Below are 16068 nucleotides of genomic sequence, written 5' to 3'. Positions count from 1 at the left end.
TCGGTCGGGGTAACGCATTGGGTACCCCCGACATTGGTCGAGTTGTCAGCCGCCGGCCCGGGTCCCCACTGTCGACGGCAGCCGAGCCGTCCGCTAGAGGCGCGGGGAGGCGGGGGAGTCCGGTTGTGTGCGATACAGATCCGGCTCCAGGTAGATGACCCGGGCGGCCGGTACCTCGGCGCGCACGCGGGCTTCGGCGTCGTCGATGGCGGTGGCGATTTCGACGATCTCCAGGCCGGGCACGATGGAAACCTTTGCCGCCACCAGCATTTCCTCCGGGCCCAGGTACTGGGTGCGCAGGTGGATGACCCGGTCGATGTGCCGGTCGTCGACGAGCGCGGTGCGGATCTTGGCGTCCTCCTCGGGCGTCGCGCCCTCGCCGATGAGCAGGCTCTGCATCTCGACGATGAGGATGACGGCGATGGCGCCGAGCAGCAGGCCGATGGCCAGGGTGCCCACACCGTCCCACACCGGATCGCCGGTGATCATGGTCAGGCTGATGGCCACGAAGGCGAAGATCAGGCCGATGAGCGCGCCCGAGTCCTCCAGCAGCACCACCGGCAGTTCTGGATTGCGCGAGTTGCGGATGAACCGCCACCAGCTCGAATCGCCCTTGAGCGGCTTGGATTCCCGCATGGCGGTGATGAAGCTGAAGCCCTCCAGGCAGATGGCGAGCCCGAGGATGACGATCGCGACGATCGGATTGGTCAGCTCCTCGGGATGCTGGATCTTGTGGATGCCCTCCCAGATCGCGTACACCGAGCCGAGCGCGAAGATGACCAGCGCGACCACGAACGAATAGAAGTACCGGTTGCGCCCGTAGCCGAACGGGTGCAGCTGGTCGGCCTCCTGTTCCGCGCGGCGCTGGCCGAGCAGCAGCAGTCCCTGATTGGAGGTGTCGGCCACCGAGTGCACGGCCTCGGCCAGCATGGACGCCGACCCGGTGATGGCCGCGCCCACGAATTTGGCCACCGCGATACCGGCGTTCGCGCTCAGCGCCGCCAGGATGGCCTTCTTACCGCCGCCCGCAGACAATGAACCGCCCCTTCCCGAATCTATGTCCGTTTTGTCCTAAAACGCCTTTGACCGGGAGAGCCTACTAGAGCCCGGACGTCACTCCTCGCCGACCGCGGCACAGAACAGCTGCGCCGAGCCGTCCCCAGCGTCGGCTCCGGCACCGTCACCCGGAGCGGCGGGGAACGCCTGCGCGCGAATCCCGCCGTCCGCGGCCGAGATCCACGCCGCGTGCCCGCGTTCCACGATCAGCTCGTGATTGCCCTGGGACAACTTCACCCGCCCGTGGGTGACCAGCGCGATCACCGGCCCCGACTGCACCACCGGCACCGGCTCGGCGCCCGCGGCCAGTTCGAAACGGCTGAGCCCGAATTCGGGCGCCGGCGTGTGATAGCGGAATACGCTGTCCGACACCCGCTCCGCCTCGATGACGGGCAGATCCAGCGGCTCGAAGTCCAGCACCCGCAGCAGCTCCGGCACATCCACGTGCTTGGGCGTGAGCCCGCCGCGCAGCACATTGTCGGAGTTGGCCATGATCTCCACGCCCACCCCGCGCAGGTACGCGTGCAGGTTCCCGGCATCCAGGAACAGGCCCTCACCGGGTTCGAGGGTGATGCGGTTGAGCAGCAGCGCCGCCAGCACCCCGGCGTCGCCGGGATAGGCCTCGGCGAGTTCGAGCGCGGTGCGCACCTCGGCCACGAAATCCTTGCCACCGCTGCCGGCTTCCGACAGATACCGCACGCAGCCGTCGAGCACCTTCGGCAGCAGCGTGCTCAGACTGCTCTGCGGCAGCGCGATCCACGTGGTGAACAGCGTGCGCAGCCCCGCCGAGTCGGGCTGGGCGGCAAGCAGTTCGGCGTACTGGCTCAGCTCCGGCACGTCGAGGGCGTTGAGCAGGCGCACGGTCCGGCGCGGATCGCGGAATCCGGCCAGCGCCTCGAAACGGTCCAGCGCCACCACGAGTTCGGGCTTGTGGTTCTCGTCGCGGTAGTTGCGCATGGGGGAGTCGATGGCGACCCCGCTGTGGTTCTCCCGCGCGAACCCGGCCCGGGCCTGCTCGATGCTGGGGTGCGCCTGCAGCGAGAGCGGTTCCTCGGCGGCCAGGATCTTCAGCAGGAACGGCAGCCGTCCGCCGAATTCGCCCGCCACCGGCCCGAGTTCGCGCTGCGGGTCGGAGCAGACCAGCTCCAGCAGGGATTCGCTGTGCCCGTTGATCTGCACGCGTGCCGGATCGGCGGGGTGGGCGCCGAACCAGAGTTCGGCCTCCGGATGCGCGGAGGGGACGGGTCGTCCGCACAGCTGAGCGAGCGCGGTGCGCGAACCCCATGCGTAGGAACGCAGCGCACCAACGAGTTCGTGCACTAGTAATTGCCCCCGTCGTAGCGTCCCGGTCCGTTGGCCGGGCGGGAACCGAGTAGTCGGAGATAGGCGGCCGCCATCTCCAGCCGAAGTGCGAGTACCGCAAGCTTTTCCAGCTCACCACCCTGGGCAGCGGGCGCGGTCCGCCCCTCCGCCTCGGCGGCAACGGTGGCTGCGGTGGCCACCTCGGTGTCCACGGTGATCAGGTCGGTGTCGACCAGCCCGGCGTCGGACCCGAACACGGCCAGTCGCCGGCGCACCTTCGCCTCGTCCGGATCGGCGCTCACCACGAACACCCGCACCTGCTCCACCGGCGCCGGCCCGTCCAGCTGCTCGTCGTGGAACAGCGGATCGAATCCGGGGGCGGCCATCCCGGCGGCGGCGACCAGCCGGCCGTGCGCCGCAACTGCTTCCGAGAGCGTGACCGCGGTAGCGGTGTGCCCGGCCGTGGCCAGCAGCACCTCGGCGCCGTGCTCGGCGAGCACGGTGGCGGCGCCGGAATCACCGGCCAGCACCAGGCGCTTGCGCTGCTGCATGCGGGTGGCCAGGGTCTTGGCGGGATTGTGGAAGGTCTCGTGTTGCGGTCCGTCGCGCAGCGCCTCTTCGTCGAGCAGGTCCGCGAGAGCGTTCAATTCGGGCACCAGCGGCGTGGTGCGGTGCGGGTCGATGGTGGCCAGCACGGCCAGGCCCGCGGCCAGATAGCGCAGCATACGGTTTTGGTCGAGGACCCGCACCCGCGGCGCGAGAATGGTGGCGCGCCCGGCGGCGGCCGCCCGGATGGGTCCCTCGTCCGGCGCGGCGACGACCACCTCGGCACCCCGTCGAAGTGCACGGTCCATCGATTCGGCAAGCTGCGGATCACCCGCGTCGTCGCCCGCCACCAGCACCACGTCCAGCGGCCCGACCCACGGCGGGATCGAAGTCGCCGGTACCAGCGGCATACTCGTGCGATCACCCAGGGCCGCGATCAGGAGCGACGCCGCGCGTGCGGCGCGCCCGCTGCCCGACACCAGGACCAGACTGCGCGGCCGCAGATCGGTCAGTCGGGCCAGTGCATCCTCGGAAAGCGCCGCGGCGGTTGCCCTTACCTGGGCTCCCCCCGACGCGGCGGAGCGCAGGACGCCTCCGGCGTCCGCCGCCTCCAGCGAGGCGACGTCATCGAGGTCGAGTACCGGTGTCCCAGCGATCATCGGGCGTTGCCACCTCCCCTCATCGGGTCACCAGACGCTGGTGAATCCAAGCTCTGTGATTCCACTATTCCAGTCAGGCGCGGACGATGCTCAGGATCTCGGTTACGAGTGCGTCTACTTCATCCTGCGATCGCGCTTCGACATTGAGCCGCAGCAGCGGTTCGGTGTTGGAGGCGCGCAGGTTGAACCACGCGCCGTCGGCCAGCTGCACGGTCACGCCGTCCAGCCGATCGACCGATTTCGCCCGCTTGCCGTAGGCCTCGAGCACGGCCGTGGTCCGCTCCTGCGCGTCCGCGACCGTCGAGTTGATCTCCCCGGACGCCGCGTACGTCGCGTACGCCGAGGCCAGTTCCGACATCGGCCGGTCCTTCTCGCCGAGGGCGGCCAGCACGTGCAGGGCCGCGAGCATGCCGGAGTCGGCGCCCCAGAAGTCGCGGAAGTAGTAGTGCGCCGAGTGCTCGCCGCCGAAGATCGCGCCGGTGGCCGCCATCTGCTGCTTGATGAACGAGTGACCGACCCGGGTGCGCACCGGGGTGCCGCCCAGCTCGGTCACCAGCTCCGGCACCGCGCGGGAGGTGATCAGGTTGTGGATGACGGTCGCGCCCGGCTCCTTGGTCAGCTCGCGCTCGGCCACCAGGCCGGTGATGGCCGACGGGGAGACCGGGTCGCCCTTCTCGTCCACCACGAAGCAGCGGTCGGCGTCGCCGTCGAAGGCCAGGCCGAGGTCGGCGCCGGTCTTGCGGACGTGGTCCTGCAGATCCACCAGGTTCTTCGGATCCAGCGGATTGGCCTCGTGATTGGGGAAGCTGCCGTCGAGTTCGAAGAACAGCGGTTCGATGGTGTACTGCGGCAGCGTGCCCAGCACGGCGGGCACGGTGTAGCCGCCCATGCCGTTGCCGGCGTCCACCGCGATGCGCAGCGGGCGCGAGGAGCTCAGATCCACCAGCTTGTGCAGGAAGTCGGCGTAGGCCGAGAGCAGGTCCTCGCGGGTCTCGGTGCCGCGCGGCCCGTCGAAGGCGGGAACGCCGGCGACGACCTCATCGGTGATGGTGGCCAGGCCGGTGTCCTGACCGACCGGCAGCGCCTTGGCACGGCACAGCTTGATGCCGTTGTACTTGGCGGGATTGTGGCTGGCGGTGAACATGGCCCCGGGGCAGTCCAGGTGGCCGGAGGCGAAGTAGAGCTGGTCGGTGGAGGCCAGGCCGATGTGCACCACATCGAGACCCTGGGCGAGCACGCCGTCGGCGAAGGCGGCGGCCAATTCCGGTGAGGAGTCGCGCATATCGTGACCGATGACGAGGCGCTGGGCGCCCTCGCCGCGCATCAGCCGGGCGAAGGAACCGGCGACGTCCCGGACGAAGTCCGCGTCGATCTGCTCTCCGACCACTCCGCGAACGTCGTATGCCTTGATGACTGCTTGAACTGACTCGGCGGACCGGGCGACTGTCATGGCCCCCACCCTAATGGCTGTCCGCCCGCTGTCGTACTCAGTGCTGCTGTTGTCGTAGACAGTGCTGCCGTCCATGTCCGGTGAGCGCTCCCAGGGTGCGCTGTCAGTTCGGCGGATCCGGCAGGACTCGTAGATGGCCCCGTCTGCCGGTGCGACCCGCACGAGTCGGGCGCTGCGGGGCGGGAGCGTAGTCGGCGTAGCCGCGCGGATCGGGTTCCGGTGTGCGGCGGCGCAATCCGGCCTCTCGGACGGCCTCGGCGAGCGCGGTGAGATCGTCGTCATCCGGTGTCGAGGAGGAAAACCCGCCCTCGTGCCGGACCAACTCCCATCCCTTCGGCGCGGTGATTCGGGAAGCGTGTGTTTCACACAGGTCCCAGGAGTGTGGCTCCGCCACCGTGACCAGCGGACCCACGACTGCCATCGAGTCGGAGTACACATAGGTCAGCGTCGCGACGGCCGGGTTCTTGCAGCCTGGACGGCAGCAACGACGCATGGGGATCACGCCAAGCAGGGTAACCCCCCTCACGCCCTCGTGGACACAGACACGCTCAATGAAGCCCGTCTCACTCGTGCCACAAGGGCCTCGGGTAGCAGTGCGCTTTCGCGCCGCGGGCGCGTCGCCGCACCGGCCTTCCGGCCGGGCGAGCCGCCTGCGCACGGCCGCCCGGGGCAAGGGTTAGATTCAAGGTATGACCCGTTCACGTAAGAGGCGGCCGCCCACCGCGCGGTCGGTCATCCGCCGCGGGCGGGGTGTGCGCGGGCCGATGCTGCCGCCGACGGTGCCCGCCCGGCGCACGCGCGGCCAGGAGTTCGACCGCCTGGTGCTGGAGGCCTTCGCGCCGCTGGAGAGCCGCTGGCACGAGCAGCTCACCAAGCTCGACATCGCGGTCGACGACGTGCCGAAAATCCGTCCGCTGCACCCGGATTCGGTCACCTGGCCGGAAGAGGTGGTGGCCGACGGCCCGGTGCCGCTCTCACGCCTGATCCCGGCCGGCGTGGACCGCTACGGGATGGCCACCCGGGCCCGGGTCGTCCTGTTCCGCAAGCCCTTGGAGCTACGCGCGGGAGACCCGGACGATCTGGTCGACCTGCTGCGCGAGGTGCTCGTGCAACAGATCGCCACCTACTTGGGCGTGGAACCCGACATCATCGATCCCGACCCCGAGTAGTCAGAGCCCTGCCTTCCTACCCCCCGAACTATGTTTCGTAACAACTGATTTCGTGAGCTCGGGGAAACTCGTCGGGTACATCCACAGCGGTGTGGGCACCCGAACCGCCGGCATGGGTTGCCAGCGGCCAGCGGCTCCTGGGCCGTCCACTGGAGGCCCGGGGAGGCGGAGAACGCCGCTGTCAGATGATGCCGCGCTTGAGGCGGCGGCGCTCCCGCTCCGAGAGCCCGCCCCAGATGCCGAAGCGCTCGTCGTTGGCGAGGGCGTATTCGAGGCACTCGTCGCGCACCTCGCAGCCCATGCAGATGCGCTTGGCCTCGCGGGTGGAGCCGCCCTTCTCCGGGAAGAACGCCTCCGGGTCGGTCTGGGCGCACAGGGCCCGTTCCTGCCACTGTTCGGCCTCGGTCATCATGCGACCACCGCGCGAGAAGGTGTCGTACATTTCTTCGGCACCGGTGACGATCAGGCTCAGCCGCGGTGGTTCGGGCTGGTAGGCGGCTCGCGCCCACTGTCCGCCCCCCGGCCGCGCAGTCGTCATCGGTTCACCCCCCTCGTATCCGTTCCGATCGTCGGCGCAGAAACCAGGTGCTGCGCCAGTCGTGGAATCGGTTTGCGATACACCGCCCGGAATGCCTGACGGGGCCAGCTCATCGGCCATCGCTCCGCCTCCTCACTGTGTGTTAGCGCAGAATGATTAATCCGTCGGAGCCGATCCCACCGACGGCCCAACACCGCGACGTAGTCCCGCGGCCATCCCCGAGCTTGGCGCCACTCCGGTGCGAACACCTGTTCGAAAACCCGTCCGCGCCTTGCACTCTCACGCGGACCCGGAATGACATGCCTGTGATTAGACACGCCGGGAGCGGCGATGGTCAAGCTGCCGAAGCGATTCCGTTACCATCTTCGACCCCGTTGAGACGCGTTCCCGCAGTTCAAATAGCAAATTCGCAGCAAATGAGCTGCGGGGCGGCTTCCCGCCGCGAACGCATAGGCTGTGCGGATGTGACTCGAGAACAAGCGGACACCGCGCCCGGCACCGGCCTGCGGATCGCCGTCCTGGTCGGCGGAGTCGGCGGCGCGCGGTTCCTCATGGGGGTGCGCGAACTGCTGCCCGGAGCCGACACCACGGCCATCGTCAATGTCGGCGACGACGTCTGGATGCACGGGCTGCGCATCTGTCCTGACCTGGACACCTGCATGTACACCCTGGGTGGCGGCATCGACCCCGAACGGGGCTGGGGGCACGCGAACGAGACCTGGAACGCCAAGGAGGAGCTGGCGAAATACAACGCACAGCCCGATTGGTTCGGGCTGGGGGATCGCGATATCGCCACGCATCTCATCCGCACCGAAATGCTGCGTCAGGGATATCCGCTCTCGGCGGTCACCGAGGCGCTCTGCAACCGGTGGCAGCCGGGTGTGAAACTGCTTCCGGCAACCGACGACCGGTGCGAAACACATGTCGTTATCGGTGACCCGGAGAAGCCTGGCGAACGTCGCGCGATCCATTTCCAAGAGTGGTGGGTTCGATACAAGGCGAACGTAGAGACCCATGGATTCGTGACTATTGGGGCAGATACTGCAAAACCAGCTCCAGGTGTGACAGAAATCATAGATTCAGCGGATGTGATCCTGCTCGCTCCGTCGAACCCGGTCGTGAGCGTCGGCGCCATTCTCTCGGTGCCCGGCATCCGGGGCGCACTGCGCACCACGAACGCCAAGGTGATCGGCCTGTCTCCGGTGATCGGCGGAAAGCCGTTGCGCGGCATGGCCGATGAGTGCCTGTCGGTGATCGGCGTGGAGACCACCGCCGAAGCCGTCGGCAATCACTACGGCGCGCGCTCGGGCACCGGCATCCTCGACGGCTGGCTCGTCCACACCGGCGACACCGCCGACATCCCGGGCGTCGAAGTCCGGAGCGTGCCGCTGCTCATGACCGACCCGTCCGCGACCGCCGACATGGTTCGTGAGGCCCTCGACATCGCGGGAGTCAAACCGTGACAACGGATTCCATCGACGTGCTCGGCGACCACGCCGCCGGCGGCGAACTGCGCATCCTGCCCGTTCCGGGCCTGCCGGAATTCCGTCCGGGCGACGATGTCGCCGAAGCCATCGCGGCACAGGCGCCCTGGCTTCAGGACGGCGACGTGCTCGTGGTGACCAGCAAGATCGTCTCCAAGGCCGAGGGCCGCATCGTGAGCGTGCCCGCCGACCCCGAGGAGCGCGACGCCGCGCGCCGGCGCCTGGTGCTCGAGGAGTCGGTGCGGGTGCTCGCCCGCAAGAACCGCACCCTCATCACCGAGAATCGGCTCGGCATCGTGCAGGCAGCCTCCGGCGTCGACGGCTCGAATGTGGAACAGGGGGAACTTGTTCTGCTTCCGGTCGATCCGGACGCCAGCGCCAAGGCGCTGCGCACCGCGCTGGCCGAGCGGCTCGGCGTGCAGGTGGCCGTGGTCATCACCGACACCATGGGCCGGGCCTGGCGCAACGGCCAGACCGACGCCGCCATCGGGTCCGCCGGCATCCGGGTGCTGCACAACTACGACGGCGCGGTCGACGGGCAGGGCAATGAACTGCACGTCACCCTGGTCGCGGTGGCCGACGAGCTGGCCGCGGCCGCGGACCTGGTGAAGGGCAAGCTGGGCGGCGTCCCGGTCGCGGTGGTGCGCGGGCTCGACTACACCGACGACGGCTCCACCGCCGGCGATCTGCTCCGGCGCGGCGAGGACGACCTGTTCTGGCTCGGCACCGAGGAATCGGTCGAGCTCGGCCGCAAACAGGCGGTGCCGCTGCGGCGTTCGGTACGCCGGTTCGCCGAGACTCCGGTGCCGCCGGAGCTCATTCGCCGGGCCGTGGCCGCCGGGCTCACCGCGCCCGCGCCGCACCACACCCGGCCGGTGCGGTTCGTCTGGCTGCGCAAGCGGGGGCTGCGGGACCAGCTGCTCGAGGCAATGGCCGACAAGTGGCGCGAGGACCTCAGCGGTGACGGCCGCACGCCGGAGAGCGTCGAGAAGCGGGTCGCCCGCGGGCAGATCCTCTTCGACGCCCCCGAGGTGATCATCCCGTTCTGCGTGCCCGACGGCGCGCACGACTATCCGGACGAGCGGCGTCGCGCGGCCGAGAAGACCATGTTCACCGTCGCGGCCGGCGCGGCCGTGCAGGGCCTGCTGGTCTCGCTGGCCGTGCGCGGCGTGGGCAGCTGCTGGATCGGGTCGACCATCTTCGCGCCCGAGATCACCCGCGACGTGCTGGGCCTGGCGGCGGACTGGAATCCACTGGGCGCCATCGCCGTCGGATATCCGCTCGAGGAGCTCGCCGCGCGCGAGGCCCGCGAACCCGGCCTCGGACTGGTCGAACTGTGAGCGCGGAGTCATTGCGCAAATCGGCGACCGAACTGCTGGAGACCTGGTCCCCGGCGACCGGTCCGGAATGCTCGATCCGGGAGGCCATGCTGGCCTTCCTGGGTTCCGCGCCGCGCGGCTGCCTGCGCGAGCACGCGGCCGGGCACATCACCGCCTCGGCCATCGTGTTCTCCCACGACGAGCGCGAGGTGCTGCTGACGCTGCACCCGCGGGTGGGCCGGTGGATCCAGTTGGGCGGGCACTGCGAGGAATACGACGATTCGGTCGCGGCGGCCGCCTTCCGCGAGGCGACCGAGGAGTCCGGCATCGACGGTCTGGTGCTCGAGCCCGGCCTCTACGGCGCGCAGGCGCATCCCATCACCTGCTCGCTGGGCGCGCCCACCCGGCACCTGGACCTGCTGTTCAAGATCAAGGCGCCGGAAGGCGCTGTGCCGGTGCGCAGTTCGGAGTCGACCGACCTGCGCTGGTGGCCCGTGGACGGGCTGCCCGCGGATTCCGACGTGCTGGTGCGCTGACCGGTCACGGGGGTTCCGCCTGCCGGAATCCCCGTGTTACTGTCCGCTACGTACACGTTCTCAGGGCGGGGTGGAATTCCCCACCGGCGGTAATGGCATCCGGACCGATCCGGAGCGCACGAGCCCGCGAGCGCCACAGTGTCTCTCTTCGGCAGTGTGGGTCGAGCAGATTCCGGTGTGACCCCGGAGCCGACGGTCACAGTCCGGATGAAAGAGAACGCGGCACCGGCACGTCCGCACCGCTGGACGGGCCTGTTCGCGTCTTGCCCTGGGTGACATCGCGAACAGGAGGAATCCCCATGTCACCCACTCCCTCTCGGATCGCCCTCGTCGCCGCGCGCTGGCACAGCGACATCGTCGACAAGGCCGTCGAATCCTGCCGGACCGGGCTGCTCGAGCACGGCTACACCGAGGTCGACGTGATCGAGGTGCCCGGCGCGTTCGAAATCCCGCTGCAGGCCAAGCGTTTGGCCGCCAGTGGCGACTACGCCGCGGTCGCGGGCTGCGCGCTCGTGGTGGACGGCGGCATCTACCGGCACGACTTCGTGGCCTCGACCGTCGTCGAGGCGCTCATGCGGGTGCAGCTCGACACCGATGTGCCGGTGTTCTCGGCCGTGCTTACCCCGCACCACTTCCATGAGCACGGCGAGCACCTGGCCTATTTCGCACGGCATTTCGAGGTCAAGGGCGCGGAGTTGGCCAACGCCATCGCCGCCACCCTGGCCCTCGACACCGTCAGCGCCTAGATAGACAAAGGGGAGACCCTGCCCGCACGGCCCGGAGGCGGGGCCGGGTGTGCGGGCAGGGTGCGGGTTCCGTCCGCGCGTACGGGGGGAGAACGCGCCGACGGTCCGGGTTCCGCCTGGGGGTTGGGTTCAGGCGGGAACCAGGTCTTTCTCCGGCGAGCCCTTGTCCTCGGGGGCGACGGGTGCGGCGTGGCCGTCGACCATGGTCTGCTCGTCGAAGGGGATCTCGCGATCCAGCACCGCGCGCACGCGGTCCGGGTCGATGGTGTGGGTCCAGGTGCCGATCAGCAACGTGGCGACCGCATTGCCCGAGAAGTTGGTCAGCGCACGGGCTTCCGACATGAACCGGTCGATGCCGACGATCAGGCCGACGCCGTCCAGCAGTTCCGGGCGATGGCTCTGCAGGCCGCCGGCCAGCGTGGCCAGGCCCGCGCCGGTGACACCCGCCGCGCCCTTGGAGGCCACGATCATGAACAGCAGCAGCCCGATCTGCTCGTGCCAGGCCAGCGGCTTGCCCATGGCGTCGGCCACGAACAGCGTGGCCATGGTCAGGTAGATGGCGGTGCCGTCGAGATTGAACGAATACCCGGTCGGGACAACCACACCCACGGTGGTGCGGTCCACGCCGACGTGCTCCATCTTGGCGATGAGCCGCGGCAGCGCCGATTCCGAGGACGAGGTGGCGAAGATCAGCAGGTACTCGCGGGCCAGGTAGCGCACCAGCTTGAAGATGGAAGTCCCGGCGGCCAGCCGCAGCAGCAGGCCGAGCACACCGAAGATGAACACCACGCAGGTGAGATAGAAGGCCACCATCAGCAGCGCCAGCTGCTTGACCGCGTCGAGTCCGGTCCGCGCCACCACATTCGCCATGGCGCCGAACGCGCCGATCGGGGCCAGCCACAGGATCATGGTGAGAATCCGGAACACCAGCTTCTGCACCGAGGCCACGCCACGCAGGATCGGTTCGCCCGCCGAGCCCATGGCCTGGAGACCGAAGCCGACCAGCAGCGCCACGAACAGCGCCTGCAGCACCTTGCCCGAGGTGAGCGAGGACAACAGCGTGGTCGGCACGATGTCCTCGAGGAACTGCCAGGTGCCCCCGGCCGCCTTGGCGTCGGTGGCGTACTTGGTGATCTCCTTCGCGTGGGCGGCCACGTTCAGGCCCGAACCCGGATGCAGCAGATTGCCGACCAGCAGGCCGATGGCCAGTGCCACCGTGGACATGATCAGGAAGTAGCCGATGGCCAGGCCGCCGACCTTGCCGACCTTGGCGGCCGCGCGTACCGAGCCGATGCCGAGCACGATGGTGCAGAAGATGACCGGGGCGATCATCATCTTGATGAGGTTCACGAAGAGCGTGCCGAGTTCGCCGACGCTCTTGCCGACGCCCGGGGCCAGCCAGCCGACCAGGACGCCGGCGACGACGGCCACGATGACCGCCAGATAGAGCCAGTGGGTACGGTCACGGCGCTGTCGTGTTGTCGTGTCACTCATCTCGCTGGTGCCTCCGGATCATGTCCCGCATGACGTGTGCTCCACGCGGGGGGTCGGAGAGAATCATGATCCGGAGAGTGACGCGGGTCACTGTTTCGTAAATTATGTTCATGGAGTACCCGGAGGAATCGTGAGAGGTCGAAGAACCCGGGCCCGCCGTACGCTGGCCGGGCAGGTGTTCGTGGTGCAGGTGCTGGTGCTCGCGGTGGTGATCGCCGCCGCGTCGGTGCTGGCCTTCCTGCAGACCCGCCGGGTGCAGGACGACGCCACCCGGGCGGAGGTCATCGATACCGCGGTCGCGGTGGCGCAATCGCCCTCCACGTCGGCCGGGGTGCGGAGCCCGGATCCGACCGCCGCGCTGCAGCCGGTGACCGAGGCGATCCGCAAGGCGACCGGCATGGACTTCATCGTGGTGATGGCCCCCGACCGGACGCGCTACACCCACACCGAGACCGACCGGATCGGAAAGCCGTTCAGCGGCACCATCGATCGCGCGCTGGCGGGGGAGACCTTCACCGAGACCTTCACGGGCACCCTGGGCCCGTCGATCCGCGCGGTCACCCCGGTGCGCGATACCGACGGCCGCATCGTGGCGCTGGTGTCCGCGGGCGTCACCCGCACCCATATCGGCGAGCAGGTCCGCGCCCAGCTGCCGCTCATCGTGGCCGCGGCGGCCGGCGGTCTGGCGCTGGCCATGATGAGTTCGTTGTTGTTGCGGCGCAGGCTGTTACGGCAGACGCACGGGCTCGGCCCGGCCGAACTGCGCGCCCTGTACGAGCATCACGACGCGGTGCTGCACTCGATCCACGAGGGGCTGCTGGTGTTCGACCGGTCCGGCGAGCGCGCCGAGGTGGTCAACGATCAGGCACGGCTGCTGCTCGATCTGCCCGACGGGCCGATCACGCGCGCCGAACTGCCGGTGTCGTTGCAGCGCACGGGGACCGGCGTGGTGCGCGACGAGATGCACGTGACCGCCGATCGGGTGCTGGTGGTCAACCAGGACGTGGTGGAGCACGCCGGACGCCGCATCGGCACCGTGATGACGCTGCGTGACCACACCGAATTGCGGGACGTGCTGGGCGAATTGGACTCGGTGCGCGGCTTCGCCGAATCGCTGCGCGCTCAGGCGCACGAGGCCGCCAACCGGCTGCACACCGTGGTCACCATGGTGGAGCTGGGCCGCCCGCGCGAGGCGGTGAACTTCGCGACCGCGGAACTCGAACTGTCGCAGGCCCTCATCGACCGGCTCGCCGGCGCGGTGGCCGAACCCGCGGTGGTGGCGCTGCTGCTGGGCAAGGTGGAGCAGGCGGCGGAGAACGGGGTGGAGCTGACCGTCACCGGTGACACGCAGCTCGACACCACCGACCCGCTGACCCCGCACGAGATGGTCACGCTGCTGGGCAATCTCATAGACAACGCCCTCGACGAGGTCGGGCACGACGAGGACGCGTGGGTGGAGGTGACAGTGCGCCGCGATGGGCCGGAGCTGTACGTCCGGGTGGCCGACAGCGGCCCCGGCATGTCGGAGGAGCTGTTCACGCGCGCCACCGAACGCGGGTATTCCACCAAGACCGACCATCACGGGCTGGGGCTGGCCCTGGTACGCCGGTTGGTCGCCAGGCATGCCGGCGAGTTGCGGGCGCGGCGGGAACCGGAATCAGCGGTGATCGTGAGGTTTTCGCGATGAACGCCACCCCCCCATCGGCGATCCGCGTGCTGATCGTCGAGGACGAGCCGAAAATCGCTGCGGCACACCGCTCTTACGTCGAACGGGTGCCCGGCTTCACGGTGATCGCGGTGGCGCACACCGGTCGCGACGCCATCTCGATCGCGAAAAGGTCACAATCTGCCGGCGTCCCCGTCGATTTGGTGTTGATGGATATCGGCTTGCCGGATATGAGCGGGCTGGCCGTCGCGGCGGCGCTGGCGGGGCTGCGGCCGCGGCCGGACGTCATCGCCGTCACCTCGGCGCGCGATCTGGCCATGGTGCGCTCGGCCGTCTCGCACGGCGTGGTGCTGTATCTGTTGAAGCCCTTCACCTTTGCGGCCTTCCGCGAGAAGTTGGACCGCTACCTGGAGTACCGGGCGGCGCTGCCGGCCGGGGAGTCGGCGGTCTCGCAGCAGGACATCGATCGCGCCTTCGGGGTGCTGCGTACTCCGGACCAGCGGCCCACGTCACCGAAAGGCATTGCGCCGCAGACGATGGACGAGGTGTCGCGCGCGGTGCGGGCCGCGCCGGACGGTCTGTCCGCGGGTGAGGCCGGCCGTGCGGTGGGGGTGTCGCGGGTGACGGCGTGGCGGTACCTGGAGCGGATGGCCGAAGACGGCGTGGTGGAGCGGCGCACCGACTACGGTCGGACCGGGCGCCCGCAGGTCCGATACGTGTGGTTGCGCTGAGCCCGGCGTCGCCACCGATTTGCGCGCGCGGGCCGGTGACGGGAACCACACGGTCGGTTGCGGTAGAACCGACTGCTCATGATGTAACGGTGCCCACCTTTCGGTCCGACCAGGTGCTGTAACAGGGACTAGGTTCCAAGATATGTAGCTGCGAAGTTCTTCGAGGTATGGATTAGCGGGGCAAACGTGCAAATGGTCGGCAAACGGTTGGGTTCGCCGGATCCGAAACGGCACCTGTGGGTGCTCGGTTTGATCGCGCCGGGGTGCGCGTTATTGCCCTCACAGCTGGTGCTGCATACCAAGCTCGAGGTGTTCTGGTGGATCGGGCCGATCATCATTCTGATCGTGATTCCGGTGCTGGACTGGGTTGTCGGGGAAGACGGCACCAATCCGCGCGACGAGGACTACGAATTACTCTCGAACGACCGGTACTACCGGTGGTGCACCTATATGTTCCTGCCGATCCAGGTGGTCGGTCTGATCATCGCCGCCTACATGTGGGCCGGTGACGCGCTGTCGGTGATCGACAAACTCGGGCTGGCCACCACCCTCGGTTTCGTCAGCGGCATCGGCATCAACGCCGCCCACGAACTCGGCCACCGGGTCGAGCGCCTGGAACGCTGGCTGTCGAAAATGGCGCTGGCCCAGTCGGCTTACGGGCACTTCTTCGTCGAGCACAACAAGGGGCACCACGCGCGGGTCGCGACGCCGGATGATCCGGCCAGCGCGCGCATGGGCGAGACGCTGTGGGAGTTCCTGCCGCGCAGTGTGATCGGCGGTTTCCGCTCGGCAATCCAGCTGGAAGGCGAGCGCCTGCGGCGAAAAGGCCGCCGCTGGTTCAGTGTCGGCAATCACATCCTGCAGGCGTGGGCTATGACCGTCGTGCTGTTCGGCGCGCTCATGGCCGTCTACGGCTGGCGCATCCTGCCGTACCTGTTGCTGCAGGCCGTGATCGGCGCGGCACTGCTCGAAACCGTCAACTACGTAGAGCATTACGGCCTGCTGCGGCGCAAGCGGCCCAACGGCAACTGGGCCCGCTGCTCGCCGCGCGACAGCTGGAACAGTGACCGGCTGGTCACCAATATCTTCCTGTTCCACCTGCAGCGGCACAGCGACCACCACGCCAATCCGGGACGCCGGTACCAGACGCTGCGCACCTCCGAGGAGGCTCCGCAGCTTCCCGCGGGCTACGCCACCATGATTCTGCTGGCCCTGTTCCCGCCGCTGTGGCGCGCCGTGATGGATCCGCGCCTGCTCGCTCACTACGGGGGCGATCTGAGCCGGGCCAATATCCAACCCCGCAAGCGCGAGCGCATCCTCGCCGAGTACGACTACCCGGCCGCCGCGTAGGGTTTGGGTGAAGCAGCCGACC

15 protein-coding genes and 1 riboswitch are annotated in these 16068 nt (G+C 68.8%); of the genes, 8 read left to right on the top strand and 7 right to left on the bottom strand.

What is annotated here, in order from left to right:
- Window positions 1-93: 93 nt before the first annotated feature.
- The 5 genes from ON33_RS22560 to ON33_RS22540 all read right to left on the bottom strand — a co-directional run bounded on the left by ON33_RS22560 (window position 94) and on the right by ON33_RS22540 (window position 5506).
- Window positions 94-1035 (bottom strand): cation diffusion facilitator family transporter, encoded by a 942-nt coding sequence (locus tag ON33_RS22560; protein WP_040861041.1) that lies wholly within the window; start codon window positions 1033-1035, stop codon window positions 94-96.
- Between the two features lie 78 nt (window positions 1036-1113).
- Window positions 1114-2376, bottom strand: coding sequence for a mannose-6-phosphate isomerase, class I (gene manA, locus ON33_RS22555; RefSeq protein WP_051152652.1), 1263 nt, complete (start codon window positions 2374-2376; stop codon window positions 1114-1116).
- Window positions 2376-3563 (bottom strand): SIS domain-containing protein, encoded by a 1188-nt coding sequence (locus ON33_RS22550; protein ID WP_040861040.1) that lies wholly within the window; start codon window positions 3561-3563, stop codon window positions 2376-2378. Before ON33_RS22550 ends, manA begins: the two co-directional genes overlap by 1 nt.
- Before the next feature lie 73 nt (window positions 3564-3636).
- Window positions 3637-5013 (bottom strand): phosphomannomutase/phosphoglucomutase, encoded by a 1377-nt coding sequence (locus ON33_RS22545; RefSeq protein WP_040861039.1) that lies wholly within the window; start codon window positions 5011-5013, stop codon window positions 3637-3639.
- A 103-nt stretch (window positions 5014-5116) separates the two neighbouring features.
- Window positions 5117-5506 (bottom strand): DUF3499 domain-containing protein, encoded by a 390-nt coding sequence (locus tag ON33_RS22540; RefSeq protein ID WP_040861060.1) that lies wholly within the window; start codon window positions 5504-5506, stop codon window positions 5117-5119.
- Window positions 5507-5702: 196 nt separating this feature from the next.
- Here ON33_RS22540 and ON33_RS22535 point away from each other — a divergent pair, with 196 nt between their 5' ends.
- Window positions 5703-6182: a metallopeptidase family protein gene (locus tag ON33_RS22535; RefSeq protein ID WP_218001493.1), complete on the top strand. Its 480-nt coding sequence runs from the start codon at window positions 5703-5705 to the stop codon at window positions 6180-6182.
- A 181-nt stretch (window positions 6183-6363) separates the two neighbouring features.
- Here ON33_RS22535 and ON33_RS38430 read toward each other — a convergent pair whose 3' ends face one another.
- A complete protein-coding gene (locus tag ON33_RS38430) occupies window positions 6364-6624 on the bottom strand; it encodes a WhiB family transcriptional regulator (RefSeq protein ID WP_169336834.1) in 261 nt (86 codons plus the stop codon).
- Window positions 6625-7223: 599 nt separating this feature from the next.
- On the opposite strand from ON33_RS38430, the gene cofD reads away from it, so the two are divergent.
- The 4 genes from cofD to ON33_RS22510 all read left to right on the top strand — a co-directional run bounded on the left by cofD (window position 7224) and on the right by ON33_RS22510 (window position 10805).
- On the top strand, window positions 7224-8183 hold the full coding sequence (cofD, locus tag ON33_RS22525) for a 2-phospho-L-lactate transferase (RefSeq protein WP_040861058.1): 960 nt from the start codon (window positions 7224-7226) through the stop codon (window positions 8181-8183).
- A complete protein-coding gene (locus tag ON33_RS22520) occupies window positions 8180-9544 on the top strand; it encodes a coenzyme F420-0:L-glutamate ligase (protein ID WP_040861037.1) in 1365 nt (454 codons plus the stop codon). The genes cofD and ON33_RS22520 overlap by 4 nt, the downstream gene beginning before the upstream one ends.
- On the top strand, window positions 9541-10059 hold the full coding sequence (locus tag ON33_RS22515; RefSeq protein WP_040861036.1) for an NUDIX hydrolase: 519 nt from the start codon (window positions 9541-9543) through the stop codon (window positions 10057-10059). Before ON33_RS22520 ends, ON33_RS22515 begins: the two co-directional genes overlap by 4 nt.
- A 52-nt stretch (window positions 10060-10111) precedes the next feature.
- A riboswitch (FMN riboswitch) is annotated at window positions 10112-10282 on the top strand.
- A gap of 76 nt (window positions 10283-10358) precedes the next feature.
- Window positions 10359-10805 carry a 6,7-dimethyl-8-ribityllumazine synthase gene (locus tag ON33_RS22510; protein ID WP_051152650.1) on the top strand — a complete coding sequence of 149 codons (447 nt, stop codon included), beginning with the start codon at window positions 10359-10361 and terminating at the stop codon, window positions 10803-10805.
- Window positions 10806-10934: 129 nt separating this feature from the next.
- Here the strand turns inward: ON33_RS22510 and ON33_RS22505 are convergent, their stop codons facing one another.
- Window positions 10935-12299 (bottom strand): cation:dicarboxylate symporter family transporter, encoded by a 1365-nt coding sequence (locus ON33_RS22505; RefSeq protein WP_040861034.1) that lies wholly within the window; start codon window positions 12297-12299, stop codon window positions 10935-10937.
- A gap of 130 nt (window positions 12300-12429) precedes the next feature.
- Between ON33_RS22505 and ON33_RS22500 the strand changes: the two genes are divergently transcribed.
- The 3 genes from ON33_RS22500 to ON33_RS22490 all read left to right on the top strand — a co-directional run bounded on the left by ON33_RS22500 (window position 12430) and on the right by ON33_RS22490 (window position 16046).
- Window positions 12430-13986 carry a sensor histidine kinase gene (locus ON33_RS22500; protein WP_040861033.1) on the top strand — a complete coding sequence of 519 codons (1557 nt, stop codon included), beginning with the start codon at window positions 12430-12432 and terminating at the stop codon, window positions 13984-13986.
- Complete coding sequence (locus ON33_RS22495; protein ID WP_040861032.1) at window positions 13983-14696, top strand: response regulator; 714 nt, start codon at window positions 13983-13985, stop codon at window positions 14694-14696. The genes ON33_RS22500 and ON33_RS22495 overlap by 4 nt, the downstream gene beginning before the upstream one ends.
- A gap of 192 nt (window positions 14697-14888) precedes the next feature.
- Complete coding sequence (locus tag ON33_RS22490) at window positions 14889-16046, top strand: alkane 1-monooxygenase (RefSeq protein ID WP_040861031.1); 1158 nt, start codon at window positions 14889-14891, stop codon at window positions 16044-16046.
- Window positions 16047-16068 lie beyond the last annotated feature (22 nt).

The organism is Nocardia niigatensis NBRC 100131, assembly GCF_000308655.1.
GTDB lineage: Bacteria > Actinomycetota > Actinomycetes > Mycobacteriales > Mycobacteriaceae > Nocardia > Nocardia niigatensis.
This window is presented reverse-complemented; position numbering and strand designations above follow the sequence as displayed.

Excerpts from the sequence above, each read along its gene's own strand:
- ON33_RS22550 (WP_040861040.1), bottom strand. The coding sequence starts at position 3,563 with ATGATCGCTGGGACACCGGTACTCGACCTCGATGACGTCGCCTCGCTG.
- ON33_RS22545 (WP_040861039.1), bottom strand. The coding sequence starts at position 5,013 with ATGACAGTCGCCCGGTCCGCCGAGTCAGTTCAAGCAGTCATCAAGGCA.
- ON33_RS22540 (WP_040861060.1), bottom strand. The coding sequence starts at position 5,506 with ATGCGTCGTTGCTGCCGTCCAGGCTGCAAGAACCCGGCCGTCGCGACG.
- ON33_RS22535 (WP_218001493.1), top strand. The coding sequence starts at position 5,703 with ATGACCCGTTCACGTAAGAGGCGGCCGCCCACCGCGCGGTCGGTCATC.
- ON33_RS38430 (WP_169336834.1), bottom strand. The coding sequence starts at position 6,624 with ATGTACGACACCTTCTCGCGCGGTGGTCGCATGATGACCGAGGCCGAA.
- ON33_RS22510 (WP_051152650.1), top strand. The coding sequence starts at position 10,359 with ATGTCACCCACTCCCTCTCGGATCGCCCTCGTCGCCGCGCGCTGGCAC.
- ON33_RS22505 (WP_040861034.1), bottom strand. The coding sequence starts at position 12,299 with ATGAGTGACACGACAACACGACAGCGCCGTGACCGTACCCACTGGCTC.
- ON33_RS22495 (WP_040861032.1), top strand. The coding sequence starts at position 13,983 with ATGAACGCCACCCCCCCATCGGCGATCCGCGTGCTGATCGTCGAGGAC.
- ON33_RS22490 (WP_040861031.1), top strand. The coding sequence starts at position 14,889 with ATGGTCGGCAAACGGTTGGGTTCGCCGGATCCGAAACGGCACCTGTGG.